Raw genomic sequence first — 21739 nt, 5'->3', positions numbered from 1 at the left:
CCCTTGAGGTGCAGCGCTGCCCTACGGTCCGCCATCGGCGCGCTCGCCGCGGCGGCGATGCTCGGCGCGGCGGCGGCGCAGGCCGAGCCGGCCCCGGCGACGCCCGGCGCGGCGCGGGCCGAGCCGGCCCCGGCGGCGCCCGGCGCCGCCCCGGCCGCATGGCCGACCGCGGCGCCGCCGGAGCGCGCGCGGCGCGAGGTCGCGTGGGACCCGCGCTGGCCGCGCTTCCGCGTGAGCGAGTACGTGGCCACGGGCCTCCTCGCCGCGACCGCCTTCGGGACGCTGGCCATCCCGCCCTCGGAGGGCCGGTGGACGACCGTGAACGGCTTCGACGGCTCGGCGCGAGAGGCGCTCCGCATCCGGAGCGATCGCCAGCGCGAGACGGCGCGGGACGCGAGCGATCTCCTGCTCACGCTGATGACCAACCACCTCGCGGTGGACGCCCTGCTGGTGACCTGGTGGGGGCACGGGCGCGGCAGCGTCGCGTGGGAGATCGCGATGATCGACATCGAGGCGCTCGCGTTCAACGCGGCGCTGAACGGCGTCGTCGCGGGGCTCACGAGCCGCGAGCGCCCCTACCGCGCAGGCTGCACCGGGCCGGAGGAGCAGCAGGACCACGACTGCCGGGGGAGCAAGCGCTACCGGAGCTTCTTCAGCGGCCACAGCTCGACCGCGTTCACGGCGGCGGGGCTCGTGTGCTCGCACCACGCGCACCTGCCCCTGTACGGCGGCGGCGCGCCCGACGCGCTCGCGTGCGCCGCGTCGCTCGGCACCGCGACCGCCGTGGCGACGCTGCGGGTCGTCTCGGACCAGCATTTCGCGACCGACGCGCTCACCGGCGCGGCCGTCGGCGCCCTGACGGGCTTCGGGCTCCCGTGGCTCCTGCACTACCGCGGCGGCGCCCCGGCCTCGACGTCGGCGCGCGCGCCGCGCGAGGACGGCGTCACGATCGGCTTCGTGCCCGCGCCGCTCGGCGGGTACCTGGTGGGCAGGTTCTAGCGATGGCGCTGCGCCGCACGCTCGTCGCCGCCGCGGCGCTCGCCGCGCTCGCCCTCGCGCCCGCCGCGGCCCGCGCCCAGGACCCGGCCGACCTGCCGCCGCCCGCCGCCGATGCGCCGCCGGTGCCCTCGGGGGTCGACCTGCTCCAGAAGCGCTCGTACTGGGCGCGGAGCGCGGGCGCGCGCCCGTTCGTCTCCTCGGTGCTGGAGCTCGGCGTCATCTATTACCGGCCGAGCCTCGCGCTCGGCTACGGCAAGCCGCACTGGTCCTGGCTCGGGATCGAGGGCTACGCGAGCGTGTCGCCGAGCGGCGGCGCGGAGTACATCGGTCTCCGCGCGGCGCTGCCCAGCCTGGAGCTCCGCGGCGGCGCGCGATACGCCTTCTCGACGAGCCAGTATTTCCTCGAGCCCCGGGCGTCGTACACGCGCAGGGAGACCGAGCTCATGCAAGGTCCCCTGTCGCGCTATGTCGCGGGGGAGATCGAGGTGTCGGGCTCGATACCGCTGCTCGGAGGCAGCCTGTTCGGCGTGGCCACGGGCTACGCGGTGCTCGGCGCGCCCGAGGGGCTCTACCTCTTCGAGGAGGCGCTCCACACGGTGATGAAGCCGCCGTACCTCTACCGCGCGCGGCTCGGGTTCATGGGGGAGATGGACAGGTTCGGCGAGCTCCGGTTCGGCGCCGCCGCCGAGGTGATCGGCAACCCCGGCCGCGGCAGCGTCATCGTGCGCGTCGGGCCGGTGCTGGCCGTCGCGCTGACACACCATCTGGACGCGGTGGCGACGGCGATGGTGGTCGCGGCGACGCCCGATCGGCTCGGCTTGCTGGGCGCGGATCTCGGGCAGCTCGGCCTGCGGTACCGGTGGGCGACCGGGGATCGCTGGCCGGAGTTCCCCTGACGCATGCGCTCCTCGCGGGGCGTGGTAAGCGTCTCGGCATGCACAAGCTCATTCCCCTGACCTTCCTCGCCGCGGCGCTCGCGGCGTGCACCCAGCCCGGCGAGCCCAGCGCGCCGGCGGCGAACGGCGCCGCGGCGGCGCAGCCCGCCAAGGCCGCCGAGGCGAAGCCCGCGGAGGCGAAGCCCGCCGAGGCGAAGGCGGCCCAGGCGCCCGCGACCCAGGCGAAGGTCGGCCAGCCCGCGCCCGATTTCACGCTGCCGGACCTCGACGGGAAGCCCGTCAAGCTGGCCGACTACAAGGGCAAGACGGTCGTGCTCGAGTGGTTCAACCCCGGTTGCCCGTTCGTGCAGCTCGCCCATAGGAAGGGCGGCCTGAAGGGCGTGCCGGCGCAGCACCTCCAGAAGGGCGTCGTGTGGCTCGCCATCAACTCGGGCGCTCCGGGCAAGCAGGGCACCACCCGGGAAGAGAACGTGAAAGCAATGCAGGAGTTCGGGATGAGCTACCCGCTCCTCATCGACGAGAAGGGCGATGTCGGGCGCGCGTACGGCGCCCAGCGCACACCGCATATGTACGTCATCGACCCGCAGGGCACGCTCGTCTACGCGGGCGCCATCGACAGCACGAAGGGCGGTGAGCCCGAGCCGGACGAGCAGGTCACCAACTACGTCGATGCGGCGCTCGCCGAGCTCACCGCCGGAAAGCCGGTCTCCACGAGAGAGACCGAGGCGTTCGGCTGCACCGTCAAGTATTGAGCGCCCCGGAAGCGGGCCCATCCGCAGCATCGCATCTCGACCCACCCCGGCGTCACGTCGCGCGCCTCACCAAAAATCGCCACGGACGTTGTCGCACACGCCAATTTCCTGCGTCCGCCCTGAGCAGCGCGCCCCCCGCACTCGCGCGCGCGCCGCGCGGACATCGCCCCGCGGCCAGCATCGCACCCTCGGCGCCATCCTGAAGACAGCACGATACCGGGGCTCGGGCCGCCCGGGTGTTGACATGGACATAAACTACGGCTTACCGTTGCACGACAGTTCTGTAACGACATCGCTCGTAGCTCACGCCCCAGGCGAGACGCTCACTGGCTGGCGACCAGGCGTTCGGGAGATGGCGAGTCGAGGCCATCGCGCTGGGAGCTGCCGAGGCAGGTGCGGATGCGAAGGTTCATGTCGGTGCGCTCGCGGGCGATGAGCTATGAATCGTGCAGCGGTTCGCGCGCGGTCGGCGCGCCCCTCCTCGGGCGGGATCAGCGCCCAGAGCCCGGGGGGCTCCGCCTTCGATGTTGAAGAGGGTCCGGTTCATGAGCCGAGCGGGGAGAGCGAGCCCGGAGAGCGCGAAGGTCGCGCGTCCGGCGGACCCGGAGCCCACGTCGAGGCCCGTCCCGCTCGCGCTCGAGAGCGGGCCGTCGCGCTCCGCGGCGCCGGGAGGCTCGGGCGCCACGCAGGACACCGTGTTCGAGTGCGTCGATCCGCCGTCGTCGCGCGTGCCGAGCCGGTTTCCCATCCGCGACTGGGATCGCTACGAGTGCGTGTCGCTCATCGGCAAGGGCGGCATGGGCACCGTCTACAAAGCCAAGGACCCGCGGCTCCAGCGGTACGTGGCGCTCAAGCTCATCCGCGGCAACGACCCGGATCTCGGCCAGCGCTTCATCTGGGAAGCGCAGGCCCAGGCCCGGGTCGAGCACCCGAACGTCTGCAAGGTGTACGAGGTCGGCGAGGCGCAGGGTCAGCCGTTCATCGCCATGCAGTACATCGACGGCCTGCCGCTCCACCGCGTGGCGCAGCAGATGTCGCTCGAGCAGCGGGTGAAGATCGTGGCCGACGTGGCGGACGGCCTCCACGCCGCCCACCGGCTCGGGCTGATCCACCGCGACATCAAGCCGGCGAACATCCTCGTCGAGCGGACGGCCGACGGCGCCTTCCGCCCCTACCTCCTCGATTTCGGGCTCGCGCGGGACATCGCCGCGGACGGCCGGGCGACGACCAGCGGCGAGGGGACGCCAGCGTACATGGCGCCCGAGCAGGTGTCCGGCGGCCAGCGCCAGCTCGACCGCCGCACCGACGTCTACTCCCTCGGCGCCACGCTCTACGAGATCCTCGCCGGGCGCCCGCCGTTCGTCGACCCGTCGGTGACGAGCCTCGTCGCCCGGGTGGCGAACGAGCCGCCCGTGCCGGTGCGCCTGATCGACAAGCGGATCCCGCTCGATCTCGAGACCATCGTGATGAAGTGCCTCGAGAAGGAGCCCCAGCGGCGGTACGACTCCGCGAAGATGCTCGCGCTCGATCTCGGGCGCTACCTCGAGGGCGAGCCGATCGACGCGCGGCCCGCGAGCCTCGGCTACCGCGCCCTGAAGCGGGCGCAGAAGCACAAGCTCGCGGTCTCGGCGGCCGCGGCGGCCCTCCTCGTGCTCGCCCTCTCGGGCGCCGTCGCCCTGCGCGCGAAGCTCGCCGCCGCGCGCCAGGCGGAGCGCTCGGCGCACATGGCGTCGCTGGCCCAGGGCTTCGGGCAGGACGTGAAGGAGATGGAGCTCTTCATGCGCTACGCGTACGCGCTCCCCCTCCACGAGGTGTCGCGGGAGAAGGAGGTCATCCGCGCGCGCATGGGCGAGATCGACCGGAAGATGCAGGCCATGCGCGACGCCGGGGGCGATCTCGTCGAGGGCCCGGGCCACTACGCGCTCGGGCGCGGGCACCTCGCGCTGCACGAGCCCGAGGAGGCGCTCTCGCACCTCGAGGCCGCGCTCGCGAGCGGGTACGCCGCGCGCGAGGCGAAGTTCGCGGCGGGCCTCGTGCACGGGATGCTCTACCGGAGAGGGCTCGACCGCGCGCGGCGCCTCGCCGACAAGGGGGAGCGGTCCGCGCATCAGCTCGAGCTCGAGGAGCGGCACCGGCTCCCGGCGCTCAAGCACCTCCGGGACAGCGCGCGATCGGCCGCGGAGCCGTCCTCGTACACCGCGGCGCTCATCGAGCTCTACGAGGGGCGCTTCGACGAGGCGCTCGCCGACGCGCGGCGCGCGTTCGCGCGATCGCCCTGGGAGTACGAGGCGAAGATGCTCGAGGGCGACATCCTGCTCGCGAAGGGGGCGGCGGCGCGCGACCTCGGGGAGCCCGAGGCGGCGCTCGCCGAGTTCCGGGACGCCGTCGCCTCGTACGAGGTCGCGGCGGAGATGGCCGAGAGCGATCCCGACGTCCACGAGGCGGCCGCGCGCGCCCTGAGCGAGATCATGCTGATCGAGGCGCAGCGCGGCGGCGGCGCCGACGAGCTCTTCGCGCAGGTCATCGCCCGCTGCGACAAGGCGCTCCGCGCGAACCCGCGCGCGAGCGGCGCCCACGCGAAGAAGGCCTGGGCCCTCGTGCACCGGGCCAGGCGCGACCTCGCGCGCGGCGCGGATCCTCGGCCGGACCTCGTTCAGGCGATCGCCGAGAGCGAGCAGGCGGTGCTGGGCGACCCGTCGGACGCGACCGCGCACGGCGCGATGGGGGCGAGCATCTTCCTGCTCGCGTCCCACGAGAGCTCCCTCGGGCTCGACGTGCGGCCCTCGCTCGGGCGCGCGGTCGAGAGCATGGAGCGGTCGCTGGCGCTCGACCCGAGCTCCTTCTGGGCGTGGAACGACGCCGGCATCGCCTACGGCATGATGGCCGAGGACAGCGCGTCCCGCGGCGCCGACCCCCTCCCCCTCTTCGAGCTCAGCGCGTCGCACACCGCGCGGGCGATCGAGATCGCGCCGAACGACGCGCCGCTGCACCTCAACCAGGGCTGGTTCTACGCGCAGCGGGCGCAGTACGAGCTCGACCACGGCACGCCGCCCGACGAGTCGCTCGAGCTCGCCAAGGACAACCTCGAGGCGGCGCTCCGGCTGCGCCCGGACAGCCGTCCGGCCCACGGCGCCCTGGCCCTCGCCTACCTGATCCAGGGCCGGTACGAGCGGCTCGCCGGCGAGGGTCCCGAGGTCTCGCTCGCGCGGTCGCTCGACGGGTACGGCGCGGCGATGCGCCTCCGCCCCGGGGATCTCGAGGCGCAGCAGGGGGCCGGCCTCGCGCACCTCGAGGCGGCGCGGTGGGCGCTCGACCGCGGCGAGGATCCGGCGGCCGCGCTCCGCGCGGCGCGGGGCGCGGTCGAGCGCGTCCTGTCCGCGAAGCCCGCGAGCGCGGGGGCGCTCCTCGCGCTCGGCCAGGTCGACCTGCTCGCGGCGCGGTGGCTCGCGTCCCGGGGCCGGAGCCCGGCGCCGCCGCTCGACGCCGCGGAGCGCGCGCTGCTCCGGGCCCTCGAGTCGAGCGACCGGAACGCGCGGATCTTCGGCGCCCTGGCCGAGGTCCACCGGCTGCGCGCGACCTCGGCCGCGCCGAGCCTCGTCGACGCGCGCGCGGAGGTCGAGGCCGGGCTCGCGATGATCGATCGCGCGCTGGCCATCGACCCGGCCCTCCCCGCGGCGAGCGCCGAGCAGGGCGCGCTGCTCCTGCTGAAGGCGAAGGCGGAGCCCGAGCCGGCGCAGGGCCGGGCGCTCTCGCTGCGCGCCGCGTCCGCGCTCGAGCGGGCGCTGCGCGACAACCCCCTCCTCGGCCGCGACTACGCGCCCCTCCTCGACGAGGCGAGGAAGGTCGCGGAGGCGGCGAAACGCTAGCGCCGTTTTCGCCCGTCTCTGGCACATGCGTTACAGAGCGGCGGTCACCCGCACAGGAGACGGGTCCAGCTCGGCGTTTTCGGCGCGGAAGCGCACTCCGGTGCGCTGAGCACCGAAAACGTCGAGATGGGCCCGTATCCGAAGCGGGTGACCGCCGCTCTACGCCCGGCGCTTCGGGCGTGAGACCCTGGACATGGCCTCGTCGTGGGCCCACTTGACGCGCATGAACTCGCCGGCGTCGCCGCCGCGATCGGGGTGCGTGACCAGCGCGAGCCGGCGGAACGCCCGGCGGACCTCGGCCGCGCCGGCCGCCTCCGGGAGGCCGAGCACCGCGAACGGCGACACGCCGCGCGCGGACGCGGGCCGCGACGGGGCGCGCCGCGACGGCTCGGACGCAGGCGGCGGGGGCGCCTCCCGCCGCGCGCGCGGCTTGGGCCACGGGGGCTCGCCGCGCAGGATGCGCGTCCAGGCCGTCGCCCACGCCGGCTCGATCTCGACGAGCGGGCGCCCGGCGGCGCGCTCGGCCTGCGCCCTCGCCTCCTCCACGGTCCGCGCGCCGCCCTGGCTCGCGTCCGGCGGGCGGAACGGCTCGCGCGCGGGCTCGGCCGTCCACCAGGCGGCCCACAGGAAGCGGCGGCGGCGCGTCGGGGTCACCGCGTAGACGCCGCGGAGCGGGAGCGTCATCGGGGGCGGGCCCTCAGAAGATCTCGGGGCACCACGGCGCGCGCGCGGCGCGGAACAGCCGATCCGCGCGCTCGACGGCGCCCTCGGAGAGCTGCTCGACCTGGCCGGCGTCGGCGAGGCACCGGAACGAGACGCCGCCGAGGTACGCCGAACCGAGCGCCGCGACGTCGAGGCGGAGGTCCGGCGCCGCGCTGGTCCGCGCCGCGCGCCGCTCGCCGCCGTCGAGCCGGAACCGGCCGGCGTTCCAGGGGCAATCGCGGTCGGCGATCTCGAGCGTGAGCGCCTCGGCGCTGCCGTAGGCGCGCGCCGCGAGCGCGGCCTCGACGTCCACGATGCGCACCCAGATCCCGTCGCTCGCCGTGAGGCGCAGGCGCCGCGGCTCGACGAGGAGCAGGCCGAGCGGGTGATCCGGCGGCAGGAGGCTCGCCTCGATCCGCTGCGCCAGGTCGATGTCGAAGAGGTAGCGCCAGACGAGCCGGGTCCCGAGCGGCGTCGCGCCGATCGCCTCGATCACGCGGATCGAGCCGACCGGGATGCTGGAAGCGTCCCACTTGTGGTGCATGCAGTACAGCGCGTACGCCTCCGCGCGCCCGTCGACCTCGATGACGACGCGCTGGAGCGGGCCGCCCCCCTGGCGGGTGAAGTCGTTGTCGGCCAGCCGGCGGACCTGCCACCACACGTCGGAGCGCGCGAGCATGCCGGGGGCGAACGCGCGGGCGCGCTCCCAGACCGACGCGAACGCCTCGATCGCCGCCGCCTCGTCGAGCAGCCGCGCCCGCCCCTCTGCGCCCGCCTCGTGGCGGAACGCGGCGCGGTCCCGCTCGATCGAGATGGAGCACGCCTGGGACGCGATGCCGTAGCCGAAGCGGCCGTAGATGCCGCCCTCCGTGGCCCAGAGCGAGGAGATCGGCCGCCCCTCGGCCCGCGCGTCGTCGAGGTGCCGGCGGATGAGGCGCGTGAGGATGCCGCGGCGGCGGTGCGTCGGGTTCACCGCGACCATGGTGAGCCCGGCGACGGGCACCGCGCCGCCCGGGGTGGTCATCGTGAGCGAGAACGAGCCGGCGGTCCCGACGACCGACGCGCCCTCGTAGGCGCCGATGCGCGACGTGAGCTCCGGGAGGCGCTTCACGCCCTCGAGGCGCTCGGGGGTCGTGGGCATGCCGAACGCGGTGAGGATGGGCTGACGGAACTCGACGTGCTGCTCGGCCGTCATCTGCCGGAGCTCGATATCCATGCGGGCACGATAGCAAAGGAGCCGCGCGCCCCGGCGCAGAAGCAAAGGATCCGCGCTCCCCGGCGCGGCGATCTCCGCCGGCGGCGCCGCGCCCGCGGCGGCCTACGCGCTCAGCCGCTCACGCTCCCGCGCCGCCGCGCGCCGGACGCGCGTCTTCAGCCACGCCTCGATGAGCGGCCACACCGTGAGCGGCGCGTCCTTCCCGACGACGATGTCGAGGTGTCCGCGCGGGAACTCGCGGTACGTTTTGTCCGAGGATCGGCTGAAATTGTAGGCCGGCTTCACGGACGCCGGCGGCGCGAGGTCGTCCTGCGTGCCCGCGACGACGAGCAGCGGCAGGTCCAGGTGCTCGAAGCGCTCGGCGTAGCCGAAGAGGCTCCCCATGTGGTGGCCGCTCTTCCGCGAAGCCGCCGCGTCCAGGAACATGTTCCGCAGCACCGTGATGCTGCCGCTGTCCATGGCGAGCGACATGTGCTGCGTGAGCACGCGGGTCTCCATCGAGCCCGGGACGAACCCGCGGATCGGCAGCGGGAAGATCGGGCTCTCGATGAACGCGCGCACGAACCGGAACGGCTCCCCCCACGCCGACAGCGGCAGCGCCCCCTGCCCGAGCGGGACCCGCTGATCGACCGTCAGCATCAGCCGGCCGACCAGCTCGAGCACCCGCGACCCGTGCGTGAACAGGTAAGGGCTCCCGAGGGTGACGATCCCGCCGACCGCGTCACCCATCGTCGGCGCCGTCGCGTAGCTGATGAGGCCGCCGAGCGAGTGCCCGATCAGGTACACCGGCCGCGGGCCCGAGATGCGCCGGACCTCCTCGATCGCCGCCGGCACGTCCTCGCGGACGAAATCGGTCACGTGACCCGGCCGCCGCGCGCCGAGGTGCCGCGACCGCCCGTGCCCGCGCAGGTCCAGGTTGAAGACGTCGAAGCCCGCCCGCGCCAGGTAGTTCGAGAAGCTGCGCGACGGCAGGTGCCAGATGTACCGGTTCTGGCCGTACCCGTGGATCAGCAGCACGCTCGCCACCGTGCTCCGCAGCCGCGCGCTGCGCTTCCGGATCATCGCGAGCGGCACGTCGTGCGCCACCGGCTCCCGGTCGACCACCGGGTCCTCCCCGCCCGGCGCGCGCGCCCCCTCGATCCCGCGGCTCGCCGGCGCGACCTCGACCGCCGTGCTGCGGACCCGCACCACCACGAGCTCCTTGATGAACCTGTCCCGCTCATCGCGGTCGACCGTCTGCTCGACCTGAGATTGATGCAGGATCATCCTTTCCGTCTATTGCGGATTATTTTGCCGTGCGCAACCTCGGGCCGACGCGCTTCGCGCGCCGGGGACGCCGGCGCGGCGGCGTCGCCAGCGCCGGTATCGTGCGGCCGCCCAGACCAGGGCGCGAGCGGGCGCGCTCGGGCACGCCCGGGTGGAAAAAGCTCTGCCTTGGGCGGTCCGCAGGCGTCACACGGCGCGGCGTCTCGTGTACCCTCCCCTCGGCTGGTCCCCGGTGCACCGGGGCGCGCGGAGAACCGGAGCTTGGCCTCGGCGCGTTCATTCCGTGCGTGCCCGGGTCCGGCCTTGACCTTACGCATCGCTAGGTGACCTACAATGTACCACTTGAAGATGGGTCGGCAGCTCGCGGTCGGGGTGCCTGCCAGGGCCGCCGCGCTCGCCGCGTTGCTCGGCGCCGTGTGCTTCGCCGGGACGGCCCGCGCGCAGTCGAAGGACGGCGGCGGCAGCAATCCGGACGACGCCGCCGCCGCGGACGAGCAGGCCAAGGACGAGCAGGCCAAGGATGAGCAGGCGCAGGACGACAAGGCGCCCGGCGAGAACGCCGAAAAGGACGAGCTGCCGGAAGCGCCGCCCGAGGCCGCGGACGACAACAGCCCGTTCGAGAAGGACGGCAAGGCCCACAAGTTCATCGGCCTCCGGCTCCGGAACGTCATCGTCCCGAAGTTCATGATCAACCTGTTCGCCGACGGCGGCGCGACGGTGAACGTCTTCATGATCGGCCCGGAGTTCACCTCGCGCAAGAACGGGCTCGAGATCGATCTCGGGCTGTCCTACGCCGACTACTCGATGGATCCCTTCCTCTTCAAGGGGAAGAACGACGACCAGTTCGCCTGGGAGATGGTGTCGAGCGACATGAAGCTCCTCTATTTCACCAGCGATCTCCTCTTCGACGTCCCCATCGACGACAAGGGCCGCTTCTCGCTCCTCGTCGGCGGCGGCGTCGGGATCGGCCTTGTGTTCGGCGATCTCCACCGCGCCCAGGCGTACCCGGGCGCCCCGGGGTCGAACCCGAGCCCCGACGACGTGAGCGCGTGGCGGAAGTGCTCCGGCGTGGGCGGCCCGGGCGGCGCCTACTGCGACGGCTCCAACAACCATTACGGCGATTACAGCGAGCCGAGCTGGGTCAACGGGGGCTCGAAGCCGTCGGTGTTCCCGTGGATCTCGTTCCCGCAGGTGAGCTTCCGGTACAAGCCGATCAAGCAGCTGCAGACGCGGCTCGACGCCGGGTTCTCCATCACGGGCTTCTTCTTCGGGCTGTCCGCCGGATATGGCCTCTGATCGAGGGATCGCGTGACGTCACACCCGCTGTTCCCCCCGCGATATGAGCCGATCGGGACGCTCGGAAAGGGCGGCGGCGGCGAGGTGTGGGCGGTGCGCGACCGGATCACCGGCAAGACGGTCGCGCTGAAGACGCTCGGCGAGGACGCGGACGAGCCGGAGGTGCTCGCGCTCGTCCGCGAGGCGGCGGCGCTGTCGGGCGTCGAGGGCCTCGGCGTGCCGCGCGTGCTGCGCTTCGGCCGGCTGCCCGCGTCGGGGCGGCCCTTCATGGTGCGCGAGCTCGTCGAGGGGACGAGCCTCGCCGACCTGCTCGCGCGCAAGGGCGACCTGGCCAGGAACCTCGCGGCCATCGCCGACGCGGCCGACCAGCTCACGCGCCTGCACCGCGCGCTCCTGCTGCACGGCGACGTGAAGCCCGCGAACATCATCGTCGGCGAGGGCGGGCGCGCCACGCTCGTCGACCTCGGCCTCGCCGCGCCGTTCCGCGACGACGGCTCGCGGCCCGTGGGCCTCACGCCCCGCTACGCCGCCCCCGAGCTCTTCAAGGGCGACCCGCTCACCGTCCGCGCCGAGGTGTTCGCGCTCGGCGCGACCCTCGCCGAGGCGCTCCGCCAGAGCGAGGGCGAGGGCGCGCGCGATCCGAAGGTCATAGGCGCGCTCCAGGAGGTCGTCGACCGGGCCACCGCCAAGGACCCGAACGCGCGCTACCCGAGCGCGGACGAGCTCGCGAACGCGCTCCGGCGCGCCGCGCGGCTCCCCTGCGGGCCGAGCGAGGAGCCCGCCGGACCCGCCGAGCCGGGCGCGCGGCCCGACGCGGGCGCGGGCGCGGTGGTCTGGCCGATCGTCGGGCTGGACGCGCCGTCCGGCCGGCTGCTCGCGCAGATCATGGCGCTGCCCGCGGGCTCCGGGCTCTCGATCGCCGGGCCGCCCGGGTCCGGGCGCAGCGCGCTGCTCCGGCGCATCGCGTGGTCGCTCGAGGTCGGCGGGTACGCCGTCGCGTGGGTCGAGGCGGCCCGCGTGGCCGACCCGCGCGGGGCGCTCGCGATCGAGCTGTCGGCGCACGACCCCGGCCGGGTGACGGCGCTCGTCGACGACGCCGCTCGGCTCGGCGACGCGGAGATCGAGCGGCTCGACCAGGTCCGCAAGGCCGGCGGCAAGCTCGTGCTCGTGCTCGGGGACCCCGAGGAGCGCGCGGCCGGCGGCGCCGAGGGCGCTCCGGCGGCCGGCGCGCCCTCGCCGGGCCGCGCCGCCGCCTTCGCCCGCGGGTTCCAGCGCTTCGAGATGGCGCCGCTCGACGAGCAGGTCGCGCTCGAGCTCGTGCAGCGCACCATCCTGTCGCTGAGCGACGCGGTCGCCGCGCACGTCGTCGCGCGCGCGGGCCGGTGGCCCGGGCGCATCCGGGAGATCGTCGCGCGCATCGCGCGCGCGCCCGTCGCGTCGACCGAGGACGTCGATCGGCTGCTCGAGGCGCCTCCCGCCTCGGGGGCGGCGGCGTCCGGGCCGGGCGGCGCCGGCGCCGAGGGCGCGGCGCTGCCGCCCGCGGAGATCCACCGGCTGCTCGATCGCGGCCACTTCGACGCGGCCGCGGAGGCGCTCGACCGGCTCCAGGGCGACGGCTCGCCCGTCGTGGTGATCGCGCGCGCGCGGCTCGCCGTGAACCGCGGCGACACCGCGCGGGCGCTCGCGGAGCTCGCGCGCGCGAAGGACCAGGTCGAGGCCTCGGGCGATCGCGCGCAGGCGGCGTTCTGGTCGCTGCAGATGGCCCGGGCGCTGCTCCGCACCGGCGACTACGGCGAGGCGGAGCGCCGCGCGGGCGAGGCCGTCGAGCGGGTGGGCCCGGTCAAGCTCGAGGCGGAGCTCCCCGGCGAGCCGCGCCCCGAGCTCGCGACGGCCGCCGCGTTCGGCGCCTCGCCCGAGGCGATCGTCGCCGAGGCGGTGGCGACGCGCGGGCTCGCGCAGAGCTTCGCCTCGCGGCACGAGGACGCGAAGCGCACGCTGGAGCACGCGGTGCGGCTCGCGCGGCTCACGGGCGAGCCGCGGATCCTCTCCGTCGCGCTCGTCTCGCTCGCGTTCGCGCTCCAGCGGGACGACCGCCTCAGCGAGGCGAAGGCCGTCTACGAGGAGGCGCTCACGGCGGCGGAGCAGGCCGGCGACGCGGGCACGCTCGCGACGACTCGCCTGAACCTCGCCGCGCTCACGAAGCTCCAGGGCGACCTCGGCGCGGCCATCCGCCACCTCGAGGCGGCCGTCGACCTGGGCCGGCGCTCGGGCCGCGTGACGACGATCCGGCAGGCGCTCCTCAACCTCGCGAACCTCGACCTCTACCTCGGGCGGCTCGCGCGCGCCCGGGTGTCGCTCGACGCGCTCGCGGCCCAGCGCGCGGATCTCGCGCCGCAGCAGCACGCCCAGCTGCTCGCGCTCGAGGCGGAGCACGCGGCGCGCTCCGGCGACCTCGAGCAGGCCGAGCGGCTCTGCCTGGAGTGCGCCGAGGCGTACGAGGCGATGGGCCGGCGGATCGACGGGGTCGAGGCGCGGCTCGAGCGCGTGCTCTTCGCGGTGGCGCGCGCCGGCGCGGACCCGCGCGCCCTCGGCGAGGAGATCGACGTGGCGGCGGAGCGCCTCGGGACGACCGGCGCCCACCGGGCGCTGCTCGCGCTCGCGCGCGGGCGCGTCGCGGCGCTCGCGCGCGACGAGCGGCGGGCGCGGGCGGCGTACGACGAGGCGCTCGAGGCGGCGCGCGCGGCGGGCCAGCGCGACTGGATCTGGCGCGCGCTGGAGGCGCGGGCGCAGCTCGAGACGGAGCGCGGGCACCTCATCCGGGCGCGCCACGACCGCGAGGAGGCGCTGATCACGCTGGAGGAGATCGCCTCGAAGCTGCCGCGCGACCTCCGGGAGGTCTTCTGGAACGACGCGCGCCGCAAGGAGATCCGGGCGGCGGCGATGCTCGAGCTGATGAGCAGCCGCACGGTGCCGTTCACCCAGCCGGGCGCGGCGCCGGCGCCCGGCGCGGCGTCCACGCAGGGCTCGGCGTCCCAGGCCGCCGCGGCGCCGCCGCCGGGCGAGGACCGGCTGGCGCGGGTGCTCGAGATCAACCGGGAGATCGCGGGCGAGCACGACCTCACGCGCCTGCTCGCGAAGGTGACCGATCACGCGATCGCGCTGCTCCAGGCGGAGCGCGGGTTCATCATCCTGCAGCGCCCGCCGCGCGGCGAGCCGCCGCCCGCCGCGGGCGAGGGCGCGGTCGATCTCTCGATCCACGCCTCGCGCGACCAGGCCGGGGACGATCCGCACGCGCGCTTCTCCAGCTCGATCGCCGAGCGGGTGATCTCCACGGGCGAGCCGGTCGTGACCGCGAGCGCGCGGGACGACGCGCGCATGAGCGATTACGTCTCGGTCCACCAGCTCATGCTGCAGTCGGTCGCCTGCGTGCCGATCCGGCAGCGGAGCGGGCAGGTGATCGGCGCGCTGTACCTGGAGACGCGCCTGAGCGCGGCGGCGAAGTTCGAGGCCGAGCTCCCCACGCTGACGGCGCTGGCCGACCAGGTGGCGATCGCGATCGAGACCGCGCGCCTCGTCGGCGAGAACGAGCGCCGCGCCCGCGAGCTGGAGCGCGCGAACGAGGAGCTGCGCGCCGCGCGCGCCAAGCTGGAGGAGCTCCTCGGCCACCGCACCGCGCAGCTCGCCGCGACGCGGCGGGATCTGCGCTCGGCGCGCGCGGTGATCCGCGGCCATTTCGGCTACGAGGGCCTGGTCGGCACGAGCGAGGCGATGCGCCGCGTGTACGCGCTGATCGACCGGGTGAAGGACACGGACATCCCGATCCTCATCACGGGCGAGAGCGGGACGGGCAAGGAGGTCGTCGCGCGGACGATCCACAACGCGAGCCCGCGGGCGAAGAAGCCGTTCGTGGGCGTCAACTGCGGCGCGATCCCGGAGCACCTGCTGGAGAGCGAGCTCTTCGGCCACGTGCGCGGCGCGTTCACGGGCGCCGATCGCGACCGCAAGGGGCTCTTCCGGGAGGTGACCGGCGGGACGATCCTCCTCGACGAGATCGGGGAGATGCCGCAGAAGATGCAGGCGGGCCTGCTGCGGGTGCTGCAGGAGAAGGTCGTCCGCCCGGTCGGCGGCGCGCGCGAGGAGCCGGTGGACGCGCGGGTCATCGCGGCGACGCACCGGGATCTCGCCGACATGGTCTCGCGCGGCACGTTCCGCGAGGACCTCTATTACCGGCTGCACGTCGTCGAGGTGCGGGTCCCGTCGCTGCGCCAGCGGATCGAGGACATCCCGCTGCTCATCGACTACTTCCTCGGGATCTTCGCCGCGCGCTACGGCCGGGATCGCCGCAGCGTCTCGCGCGCCGCGCTGAAGCGGCTGTCGGCGTACAGCTGGCCCGGCAACGTGCGGCAGCTCGAGAACGTGCTGCTCAACGCGTGGGTCTTGTCGGACCGCCCCGAGCTGGAGAGCGACGACTTCGAGCTCCCCGACGCGGCGCCGCGGTCGCTCCGTGGCGCCGAGGCCCCGCCCCCGCCGCGCGCGCCGCTCGGCGGCGGCGGGGCTCCAGCGAGCGCCGGCCGGGCCCCGCCGTCGAGCGAGCCTGTGCGCGTCGAGACGTCGCTCGACGCGCACAAGGCGAGCGAGCGCGAGCGGATCCTGGTGGCGCTCTCGAGCTGCAACTGGAACCGGGTGAAGGCGGCGCAGGTCGTGGGCTTGCCGCGCCGGACGTTCTACCGGCGCCTGAAGGAGTACGGGATCCAGTGAGCGCTCGCCGCCGCGCCCCGGGCGCCGGGGTGGGGCGGCGGTCGCTGCGGTCTTGCCGGGCCGCGCGCGCGAGGGCACGCTTGTGCTGCGCGGAGCGGGCGCGCCCTGCCGGCGCGCCACCCCGAGACGCGCACAGGATCCCGTGAGCGATCGATCGAACCTCGCTGCCTCCATCGACGGTGCGCCCCTCCCGGACGAGGAGGCGCGCGATCTCTGGACGCGCTTCAGCCGGTACATGGATGAGCACCGCGGCGACATGGCGGGCTTCGCGCGCGAGAGCGGCTACGTCAGCGTGACGCCGACCTTCGATCGCGGGCGAGCGCTGCTCGTGGTGCGGACGACGGAGGCGCCGCCGGACAAGCCCGCGCCGCGCGGGGGTGGCGGGGGCGAGCCGGGGCCGCGCGGCGGCGGCAAGCCGGCCTCACGGGGCGGCGGTAGGCCGACCCCGCGGGGCAGCGGCAAGCCGGCGCGCGGAGGGCGGCGCTGAGACGCCGTCCTCGGTCTCTCGTGCCGGTTTTCTGGTCTCCTCTACTCTCTTCCCCTCTTCCCTCCCCCGTCTTCCCTCTTCCCTCCCCCGTCTTCCCCTCTTCCCTCTTCGTGCGCGTGCGCGTGCGCGTGCGCGATTCCCCCGGAATCAGCGCGCACGCGCACGCGCACGCGCACGCGCACGAGAGACGAAAGACGGGAGACGAAAGACGGGAGACGAAAGACGAGAGACGAGAGACGGGAGACGAGAGACGAGAGACGAGAGACGGGAGACGAGAGACGAGAGACGAAAGACGGGAGACGAAAGACGGGAGACGAAAGACGGGAGGTTGAAGTAGAACCTCTGCCCTTCGGTCTCTCAATACCTCTCTCGCTCGAACCGCCCCGGGCTGATGGGGACCCGGGAATCGCGGGCGGCGCCCTCCTCCGGGCGCGCCGTGATCCGGCCCGAGAGGACCGCCTCCGCCAGCTCGCGGACCTCGGGGCTCGTCGCGCGATCGGCGCGCGCGAGCGCCTGCTCGGCCGCGGCGCGGGCCTCGGCCGCACGGCCCGCGAGCGCGTGCGTCCGGGCGATCTCGGCGAGCGTCGCGGAGAGCTCCGCGGCGTTCCCCGAGACGTCCAGGAGCCGCTTCGCGCTCAGGTACAGCGCGAGCGCCGCGCCGAGATCCCCCTGGATGCGCGAAAGATCGCCGCGCGCCCGGAGCACCCCGGCCTGCCCCGCGCCGTCCTCGAGCACCTCGAACAGGGCGAGCGCCTGCTCGTAGTCCGACAGCGCGTCCTCCAGATCCGACGCGTCGGCCGCCGCGACGCCCACGAGCTCGGCCACCAGCTCGAACTGCTTGCGGCGGAGATCGCCCCGCGCCTTGAGCGTCGCAGCCTGGCCGCGGCGCTCGAAGCCGGTGCGGAACAACGCGAGCGCCCGGTCGTAGTCGCGCACCGCGTCCACGAGGTCCTCCTGCAGCGAGCGCATGTCCCCGCGCGCCTTCAGCACCGCAGCCTGCCCCAGCACGTCGCGCGTCGCCGTGAACAGCTCGAGCGCCTGATCGTAATCCCGCTCGGCGCCCGCGAGGTCCTCCTGCCGGGTCCGCAGATCGCCGCGCGCCTTCAGCACGCCGGCCTGGCCGAGGTGATCCTCGGTGGCCTGGTACAGCGTGAGCGCCCAGTCGTAGTCGCGCGCCGCGCCCGTCATGTTGTCCTGGCCGAGCCGCATGTCGCCGCGCGCCTTCAGCACGCTGGCCTGCCCGCTCCGATCCCCCGCGCCCTGGAACAGCGCGAGCGCGGTGCTGTAGTCGCGCGCCGCGCCCGGCAGGTTGCGGAGGCGGACGCGCAGATCGCCGCGCGACTTGAGCGCCCGCGCGTGCGCCGCGCCGTGCGGGCGGGCGCGGGGCGACTCCGTGGGCCCCGCGCCGTCGGCGTCGGGGGCGGCCCCGCGCGCCCCGGCGCGCGGCTTGAGCGGCTCGCGATCGCCGAGCTGCAGGAAGAGCTGGATGGCCAGATCGTAGTCGCAGACCGCGCCGCCGAGATCGCCCTCCTCGGCGCGCGCGAAGCCCCGCGCCCGCAGCGCCTCCCCCTCCCCGGCGCGGTCGCCCGCGTCCTGGAACAGCGCGAGCGCCTCGTCGTAGTCGCGCACCGCCTGGACGGGGACGCCCTCCCGCAGGCGCAGCGCGCCGCGATCCATGAGCACCTGGGCCTGGCCGAGCGCGTCGCCCGCGGCCTGGAACAGCGCGAGCGCCTCGTCGTAATCGCGCGCGGCGCTCGCGTGGTCGTTGCGCCGGACCAGCAGGTTGCCGCGCTCGCGCAGCGCGTGGCCGCGCGCCTCCGGCGCCGTGCCGGCGAGGCTCGGGGGCGCGCCGCTCGATCGGGGGCCCCGCACCGCGCCGTCGACGAGCACCTCGGTCAGCGATCCGCTCTTCGGGGCGCAGCGATCCGACGCGCTCTCGAACGACCGCTGCGTGGCAGGCTCTCCATCCACGCCCTTCAGCTCGGACTGGGCTTCTGCGCGGCGACGCATGATAGACGGAACATCATACCGCGCCCGCGCCCCCCTCGTGGAGACATTGCGCCGACGCCCGCGCGCCCATGCACATTCCGACTCCGCGCCTTCCTCTCCCTCCACGCCTCCACGTACACGCGTCGGCGCGTCGCCGTACATTTCCGCGATGGCGCGTTTCGTCGCGGTCAGCGCGGCCCTCGACCCCGCCGTCCGGGTCGCGAGCCGCGGCGCGGCGACGCCCCGTTTGTGCCGCCGCGCACCGCCGCGGCTCGCTCCCCCACGCAGGCGACGGCGACGCCGCGGCCCGACCTCGCCCGGCCCCGCGCCGCGGCGGTCAGAGGCCCTTGCGCGAGACGAGCACCGCGTCCCGCTCGACCTCGTACATCGCGCTCGTCACGAGCGCCGCGGCCGTGCGCTCGCGCACGTTGAGCACGCGCAGCTCGGCGTAGGTCTCGTCCGGGAGCAGCTCCTCGTCGACGCCGAACTTCGGCGCGTCGACCTGCGCCGGCCGCTCGTCCTGCACCCGCGGCCGGAGCGTCGCCAGCTTGCCGGCGCCCCCGAGCTGCTGCACCCAGCGGTCGCCGCGCCGGACCGCGAAGAAGCGCTGCCCCGGCTTCACCCCGTCCTTCTCGCCCTTGTCGATGAACACCACCTGGTGCTGCCCGAACAGCTGGTAGGGGTAGATCGCCGCGATGATCCGCGCCTCGAGGTCCGCGTCGGCGCTCGCCGGCGGCACCACGTCGAAGCGGCGCGCCACCGAGCCGACCCGGTCCCCGCGCTCGACGACGTCGAGCGACTCGATGAGCCGCGCGCGCACCATGTGCGTCTTCGGGTTGTAGCGATCGACGCGCGCGGTGCCGCGCACGGTCACGAGCTCGCCCTTGTCGTCGCCGCCGCTCCTCACCTTCTTGATCTCGCGGAAGATCGTGAGCTCCTGGCCGATCGCGACCTCGTGGTCGTCCGAGAGGCGGAGGTAGACGTCGTCGCCCTCGCTGAGGAGCATCTGGTCGTCGGGGCTGGCGACGAGCTCCCCCCACGTGTCCTTCTTCACGTCGTCGACCCAGCCGAGGTCGCGCAGGAAGATCGTCTTCGCCGGCACCCGCCCCCCGCGGCCCGCCTTGGTCAAGCCGAGCCCGATATTGCCGCGGGTCGGCGCCTCGTTCGGGTCGCGGAGCCGGATCCGGTCGCCCGGGTAGATCCAGTGCGGGTTCTGGAGCTGCGGGTTCAGCGCCCAGACCTGCGGCCAGGCGTAGGGGTTCGTGTAGTACCTGCCCGAGATGTCCCAGAGCGTGTCGCCGCGCCGCACCGAGTGCGACTCGGGCACGAACTGCCCCTCGACGACGTAGCTCCCGTTCGCGCCGCCCCGCACCGAGGCGGGGCCCTCGCTGCGGCGGCCCAGATCGAAGCCGTCCGACGCGCGGGACGTGTCCGTGGTGCCGCGCGAGCTCGAGGGCAGGTGCGCGTTCGGATCGAACCCCGGCTGCGGGTAGCCCGGCACGACGACCTGCGTCTCGACGGTCGGCTCGGCCGGCGGGAGCTGGACCACGGTGACGCCGGGCCCCTGGCCGGCGCCCTCCGCGCCTCCCTGCTCCTGGGCGAGCGCCAGCGGCGCCGCCGCGGCGAGCGCCAGGGAGACCGTGACCAGCGTTGCCTTCGGGTGGAACTTCATCGCTTGCGCCTCGACGGGGTGGAGGGTGGCGGGCTCGGCGGCGGCGACCCGCCCGGCGGCTCGTCGATCACGACGCCGTTCGCGGTCGAGCGGAGCACCGGCGGCCGCGCGCCGTCGTCCTCCGGCGCGAGCCGCACGACCTCGAGGTCGGGCCTGTCCAGCTCCTCCGGGGAGGCGGCGCGCGGCTCGGCCTCGTCCGGGCGCGCCGCGACGCGCGGGGCGACCCGCGCGCGCTCCAGGGAGCCCACCCGGTCCGCGAGCACGGCGTTGTCCGCGCGCACCCGGACGAGCTCCGCGCGCAGCTCGGCGAGCTGCTGTTCGACCGCGTCCCGCCCCCCGCCGCACCCGGCGGCGAGCGCGGCGAGCGCGAGCCCCATCGAGCCGATGCCCAGGCCAATCCTCATGCAGCGCCCAGCCTACCCGCCGCCGCGCCGGCCGGCCAAACGCACGGCGATCTCCGCGCGGCGCGCGGCCGTCTCGACGCGCCGCCGCCCGTCGCGCCGGAGCGACGCGCGCTCCAACGGGCGGCGCGACGTCGCGCGTTACGGAGCGCGCGCAGTTCTGCTAGGGTCGCGCCCCGAGGATCGAGCTGCGAGGGGTGAACGTGCGGAAATTCTTCTTGATTTTCGTGATCGCGACGGCGGCGGCGTGCGGCGGCGACGACGGTCCGGGGCCCGCGGAGACCGCGTGCTTCGACTACAGCAGGTTCGACGGCGCGACCCCCGAGGTGAGCTTCGCGACCGACGTCCTCCCCGTCTTCCAGCGGTCCTGCTCGTTCAGCTCGACCTGCCACGGCGCCGAGGCCGGCTCGGCCGGGTTCACCTACCTCGGCCCGGCGGTGAGCGAGCAGGCCACGCCGGCGCAGATCGACGCGATCGTGGCCCAGAACGTCGGCGTCCCGTCGCGCGCGCCGTCCGGGATGCCGCGGATCGCGGCCGGCGACCCCGCGAACAGCTTCCTCATGCACAAGCTCGACGACACCCTGAGCTGCGGGGACCTCGAGTGCACCCCCGACCAGTGTGGCGCCCCGATGCCCTACACCGGCGACATCCTGCCGGCGGCGGAGCGCGACGCGATCCGCCGGTGGATCCAGCAAGGGGCCAAGGTCAATTGATCGGCCGGCTCTCCGGCCACGTCGTGGAAGAGGGCGACGAGGGCACGGTGGTGCTCGACGTCGCCGGGGTCGGCTACGAGGTGACGGTCCCGCTCGGCGCCGTGGGGCGCGCGCGCGGCCTCGCCGCGCCCTCCGGCTCGGACGCGATCACCCTGTTCGTCCACACCCACGTGCGCGAGGACGCGCTCCTCCTCTACGGCTTCGCGACGCGCGAGGACCGGGCGGCGTTCCGCGTGCTCATCGGCATCTCCAGCATCGGCCCGAAGATCGCCGTGGCCATCCTCAGCGCGCTCGGCGCGGGCGAGCTCGCCGCGGTCATCGCCCGCCGGGAGACCGCGCGCCTCACCGCCATCCCCGGCGTCGGCAAGAAGACCGCCGAGCGGCTCGTCCTCGAGCTGAAGGACAAGCTCGTCAACCTCCCCTCGGTCGCGCCCTCCCCCGCGGCCCCGCCGCCCGCGGCCGCCGGCTCGAAGCAGGAGCTCCTGCACAGCGCGCTCACCCGCATGGGCTACCGGCCGGCCGAGGCCGAACGGGCCGTCGCCGCCCTCGGCGCGCGCGTCGACAGCGCCCCGCTCGGGGATCTCGTGCGCGACGCGCTCGCGCTCCTGTCCAAGTGAGCGCCGCGCAAGGGAGCGCCGCCGGGGAGGCGAGCCGGCGGCCCCTCCGGGCCCGGCCGCCCGCGCTCGCCGCCGGCCGCCCGCGCATGCCGCCGGCCGCCCGCGCGTG

General features: G+C 74.9%; 15 protein-coding genes. 9 read left to right on the top strand and 6 right to left on the bottom strand.

The features are described 5' to 3' along the window. Window positions 1-3: 3 nt before the first annotated feature. The 4 genes from WME83_RS02815 to WME83_RS02800 all read left to right on the top strand — a co-directional run bounded on the left by WME83_RS02815 (window position 4) and on the right by WME83_RS02800 (window position 6513). Complete coding sequence (locus WME83_RS02815) at window positions 4-999, top strand: phosphatase PAP2 family protein (protein WP_437317721.1); 996 nt, start codon at window positions 4-6, stop codon at window positions 997-999. A 2-nt stretch (window positions 1000-1001) separates the two neighbouring features. Next, window positions 1002-1895, top strand: a complete 894-nt coding sequence (locus tag WME83_RS02810) for a hypothetical protein (protein WP_437317720.1) — start codon at window positions 1002-1004, stop codon at window positions 1893-1895. A 38-nt stretch (window positions 1896-1933) separates the two neighbouring features. After that, window positions 1934-2647, top strand: a complete 714-nt coding sequence (locus WME83_RS02805) for a thioredoxin family protein (protein ID WP_437317719.1) — start codon at window positions 1934-1936, stop codon at window positions 2645-2647. A gap of 545 nt (window positions 2648-3192) precedes the next feature. After that, window positions 3193-6513, top strand: coding sequence for a protein kinase domain-containing protein (locus tag WME83_RS02800; RefSeq protein WP_437317718.1), 3321 nt, complete (start codon window positions 3193-3195; stop codon window positions 6511-6513). 159 nt (window positions 6514-6672) lie between these two features. On the opposite strand, the gene WME83_RS02795 is transcribed toward WME83_RS02800, so the two are convergent. The 3 genes from WME83_RS02795 to WME83_RS02785 form a co-directional block, all read right to left on the bottom strand. Next, window positions 6673-7197 (bottom strand): J domain-containing protein, encoded by a 525-nt coding sequence (locus tag WME83_RS02795; RefSeq protein ID WP_437317717.1) that lies wholly within the window; start codon window positions 7195-7197, stop codon window positions 6673-6675. Between the two features lie 13 nt (window positions 7198-7210). Continuing rightward, window positions 7211-8431 (bottom strand): GNAT family N-acetyltransferase, encoded by a 1221-nt coding sequence (locus WME83_RS02790; protein ID WP_437317716.1) that lies wholly within the window; start codon window positions 8429-8431, stop codon window positions 7211-7213. Between the two features lie 102 nt (window positions 8432-8533). After that, the gene (locus WME83_RS02785; protein WP_437317715.1) at window positions 8534-9697 is read right to left on the bottom strand and encodes an alpha/beta hydrolase; all 1164 of its coding nucleotides are present in this window, start codon (window positions 9695-9697) and stop codon (window positions 8534-8536) included. A gap of 333 nt (window positions 9698-10030) precedes the next feature. Between WME83_RS02785 and WME83_RS02780 the strand changes: the two genes are divergently transcribed. The 3 genes from WME83_RS02780 to WME83_RS02770 all read left to right on the top strand — a co-directional run bounded on the left by WME83_RS02780 (window position 10031) and on the right by WME83_RS02770 (window position 16238). Then, the gene (locus WME83_RS02780; protein ID WP_437317714.1) at window positions 10031-10993 is read left to right on the top strand and encodes a hypothetical protein; all 963 of its coding nucleotides are present in this window, start codon (window positions 10031-10033) and stop codon (window positions 10991-10993) included. Window positions 10994-11005: 12 nt separating this feature from the next. Continuing rightward, on the top strand, window positions 11006-15751 hold the full coding sequence (locus WME83_RS02775) for a sigma 54-interacting transcriptional regulator (protein ID WP_437317713.1): 4746 nt from the start codon (window positions 11006-11008) through the stop codon (window positions 15749-15751). A gap of 142 nt (window positions 15752-15893) precedes the next feature. Further along, window positions 15894-16238: a hypothetical protein gene (locus WME83_RS02770; protein WP_437317712.1), complete on the top strand. Its 345-nt coding sequence runs from the start codon at window positions 15894-15896 to the stop codon at window positions 16236-16238. A 357-nt stretch (window positions 16239-16595) separates the two neighbouring features. Here the strand turns inward: WME83_RS02770 and WME83_RS02765 are convergent, their stop codons facing one another. From WME83_RS02765 to WME83_RS02755, 3 genes are all read right to left on the bottom strand, one after another. Continuing rightward, entirely contained in the window at window positions 16596-18248 is a 1653-nt protein-coding gene (locus WME83_RS02765; protein ID WP_437317711.1) for a tetratricopeptide repeat protein, read from the bottom strand. Between the two features lie 316 nt (window positions 18249-18564). Then, complete coding sequence (locus tag WME83_RS02760) at window positions 18565-19899, bottom strand: LysM peptidoglycan-binding domain-containing protein (RefSeq protein WP_437317710.1); 1335 nt, start codon at window positions 19897-19899, stop codon at window positions 18565-18567. After that, complete coding sequence (locus tag WME83_RS02755; RefSeq protein ID WP_437317709.1) at window positions 19896-20303, bottom strand: hypothetical protein; 408 nt, start codon at window positions 20301-20303, stop codon at window positions 19896-19898. The genes WME83_RS02760 and WME83_RS02755 overlap by 4 nt, the downstream gene beginning before the upstream one ends. Before the next feature lie 194 nt (window positions 20304-20497). Between WME83_RS02755 and WME83_RS02750 the strand changes: the two genes are divergently transcribed. Beyond that, window positions 20498-21013, top strand: coding sequence for a hypothetical protein (locus WME83_RS02750; protein ID WP_437317708.1), 516 nt, complete (start codon window positions 20498-20500; stop codon window positions 21011-21013). Beyond that, a complete protein-coding gene (ruvA, locus tag WME83_RS02745; protein ID WP_437317707.1) occupies window positions 21010-21630 on the top strand; it encodes a Holliday junction branch migration protein RuvA in 621 nt (206 codons plus the stop codon). Before WME83_RS02750 ends, ruvA begins: the two co-directional genes overlap by 4 nt. Window positions 21631-21739: the final 109 nt, after the last annotated feature.

It is taken from the genome of Sorangium sp. So ce385 (genome assembly GCF_051474135.1).
Lineage (GTDB): Bacteria > Myxococcota_A > Polyangia > Polyangiales > Polyangiaceae > Sorangium > Sorangium cellulosum_D.
The sequence above is the reverse complement of the archived record's forward strand: the minus strand, read 5'-3'. Positions and strand labels throughout refer to the sequence as shown.

What these genes read in the sequence shown, in the direction of transcription:
- WME83_RS02810 (WP_437317720.1), top strand. Translation starts at nt 1,002, where the DNA reads ATGGCGCTGCGCCGCACGCTCGTCGCCGCCGCGGCGCTCGCCGCGCTC.
- WME83_RS02795 (WP_437317717.1), bottom strand. Translation starts at nt 7,197, where the DNA reads ATGACGCTCCCGCTCCGCGGCGTCTACGCGGTGACCCCGACGCGCCGC.
- WME83_RS02805 (WP_437317719.1), top strand. Translation starts at nt 1,934, where the DNA reads ATGCACAAGCTCATTCCCCTGACCTTCCTCGCCGCGGCGCTCGCGGCG.
- WME83_RS02760 (WP_437317710.1), bottom strand. Translation starts at nt 19,899, where the DNA reads ATGAAGTTCCACCCGAAGGCAACGCTGGTCACGGTCTCCCTGGCGCTC.
- WME83_RS02780 (WP_437317714.1), top strand. Translation starts at nt 10,031, where the DNA reads ATGTACCACTTGAAGATGGGTCGGCAGCTCGCGGTCGGGGTGCCTGCC.
- WME83_RS02785 (WP_437317715.1), bottom strand. Translation starts at nt 9,697, where the DNA reads ATGATCCTGCATCAATCTCAGGTCGAGCAGACGGTCGACCGCGATGAG.
- WME83_RS02755 (WP_437317709.1), bottom strand. Translation starts at nt 20,303, where the DNA reads ATGAGGATTGGCCTGGGCATCGGCTCGATGGGGCTCGCGCTCGCCGCG.
- WME83_RS02800 (WP_437317718.1), top strand. Translation starts at nt 3,193, where the DNA reads ATGAGCCGAGCGGGGAGAGCGAGCCCGGAGAGCGCGAAGGTCGCGCGT.
- WME83_RS02765 (WP_437317711.1), bottom strand. Translation starts at nt 18,248, where the DNA reads ATGCGTCGCCGCGCAGAAGCCCAGTCCGAGCTGAAGGGCGTGGATGGA.
- WME83_RS02790 (WP_437317716.1), bottom strand. Translation starts at nt 8,431, where the DNA reads ATGGATATCGAGCTCCGGCAGATGACGGCCGAGCAGCACGTCGAGTTC.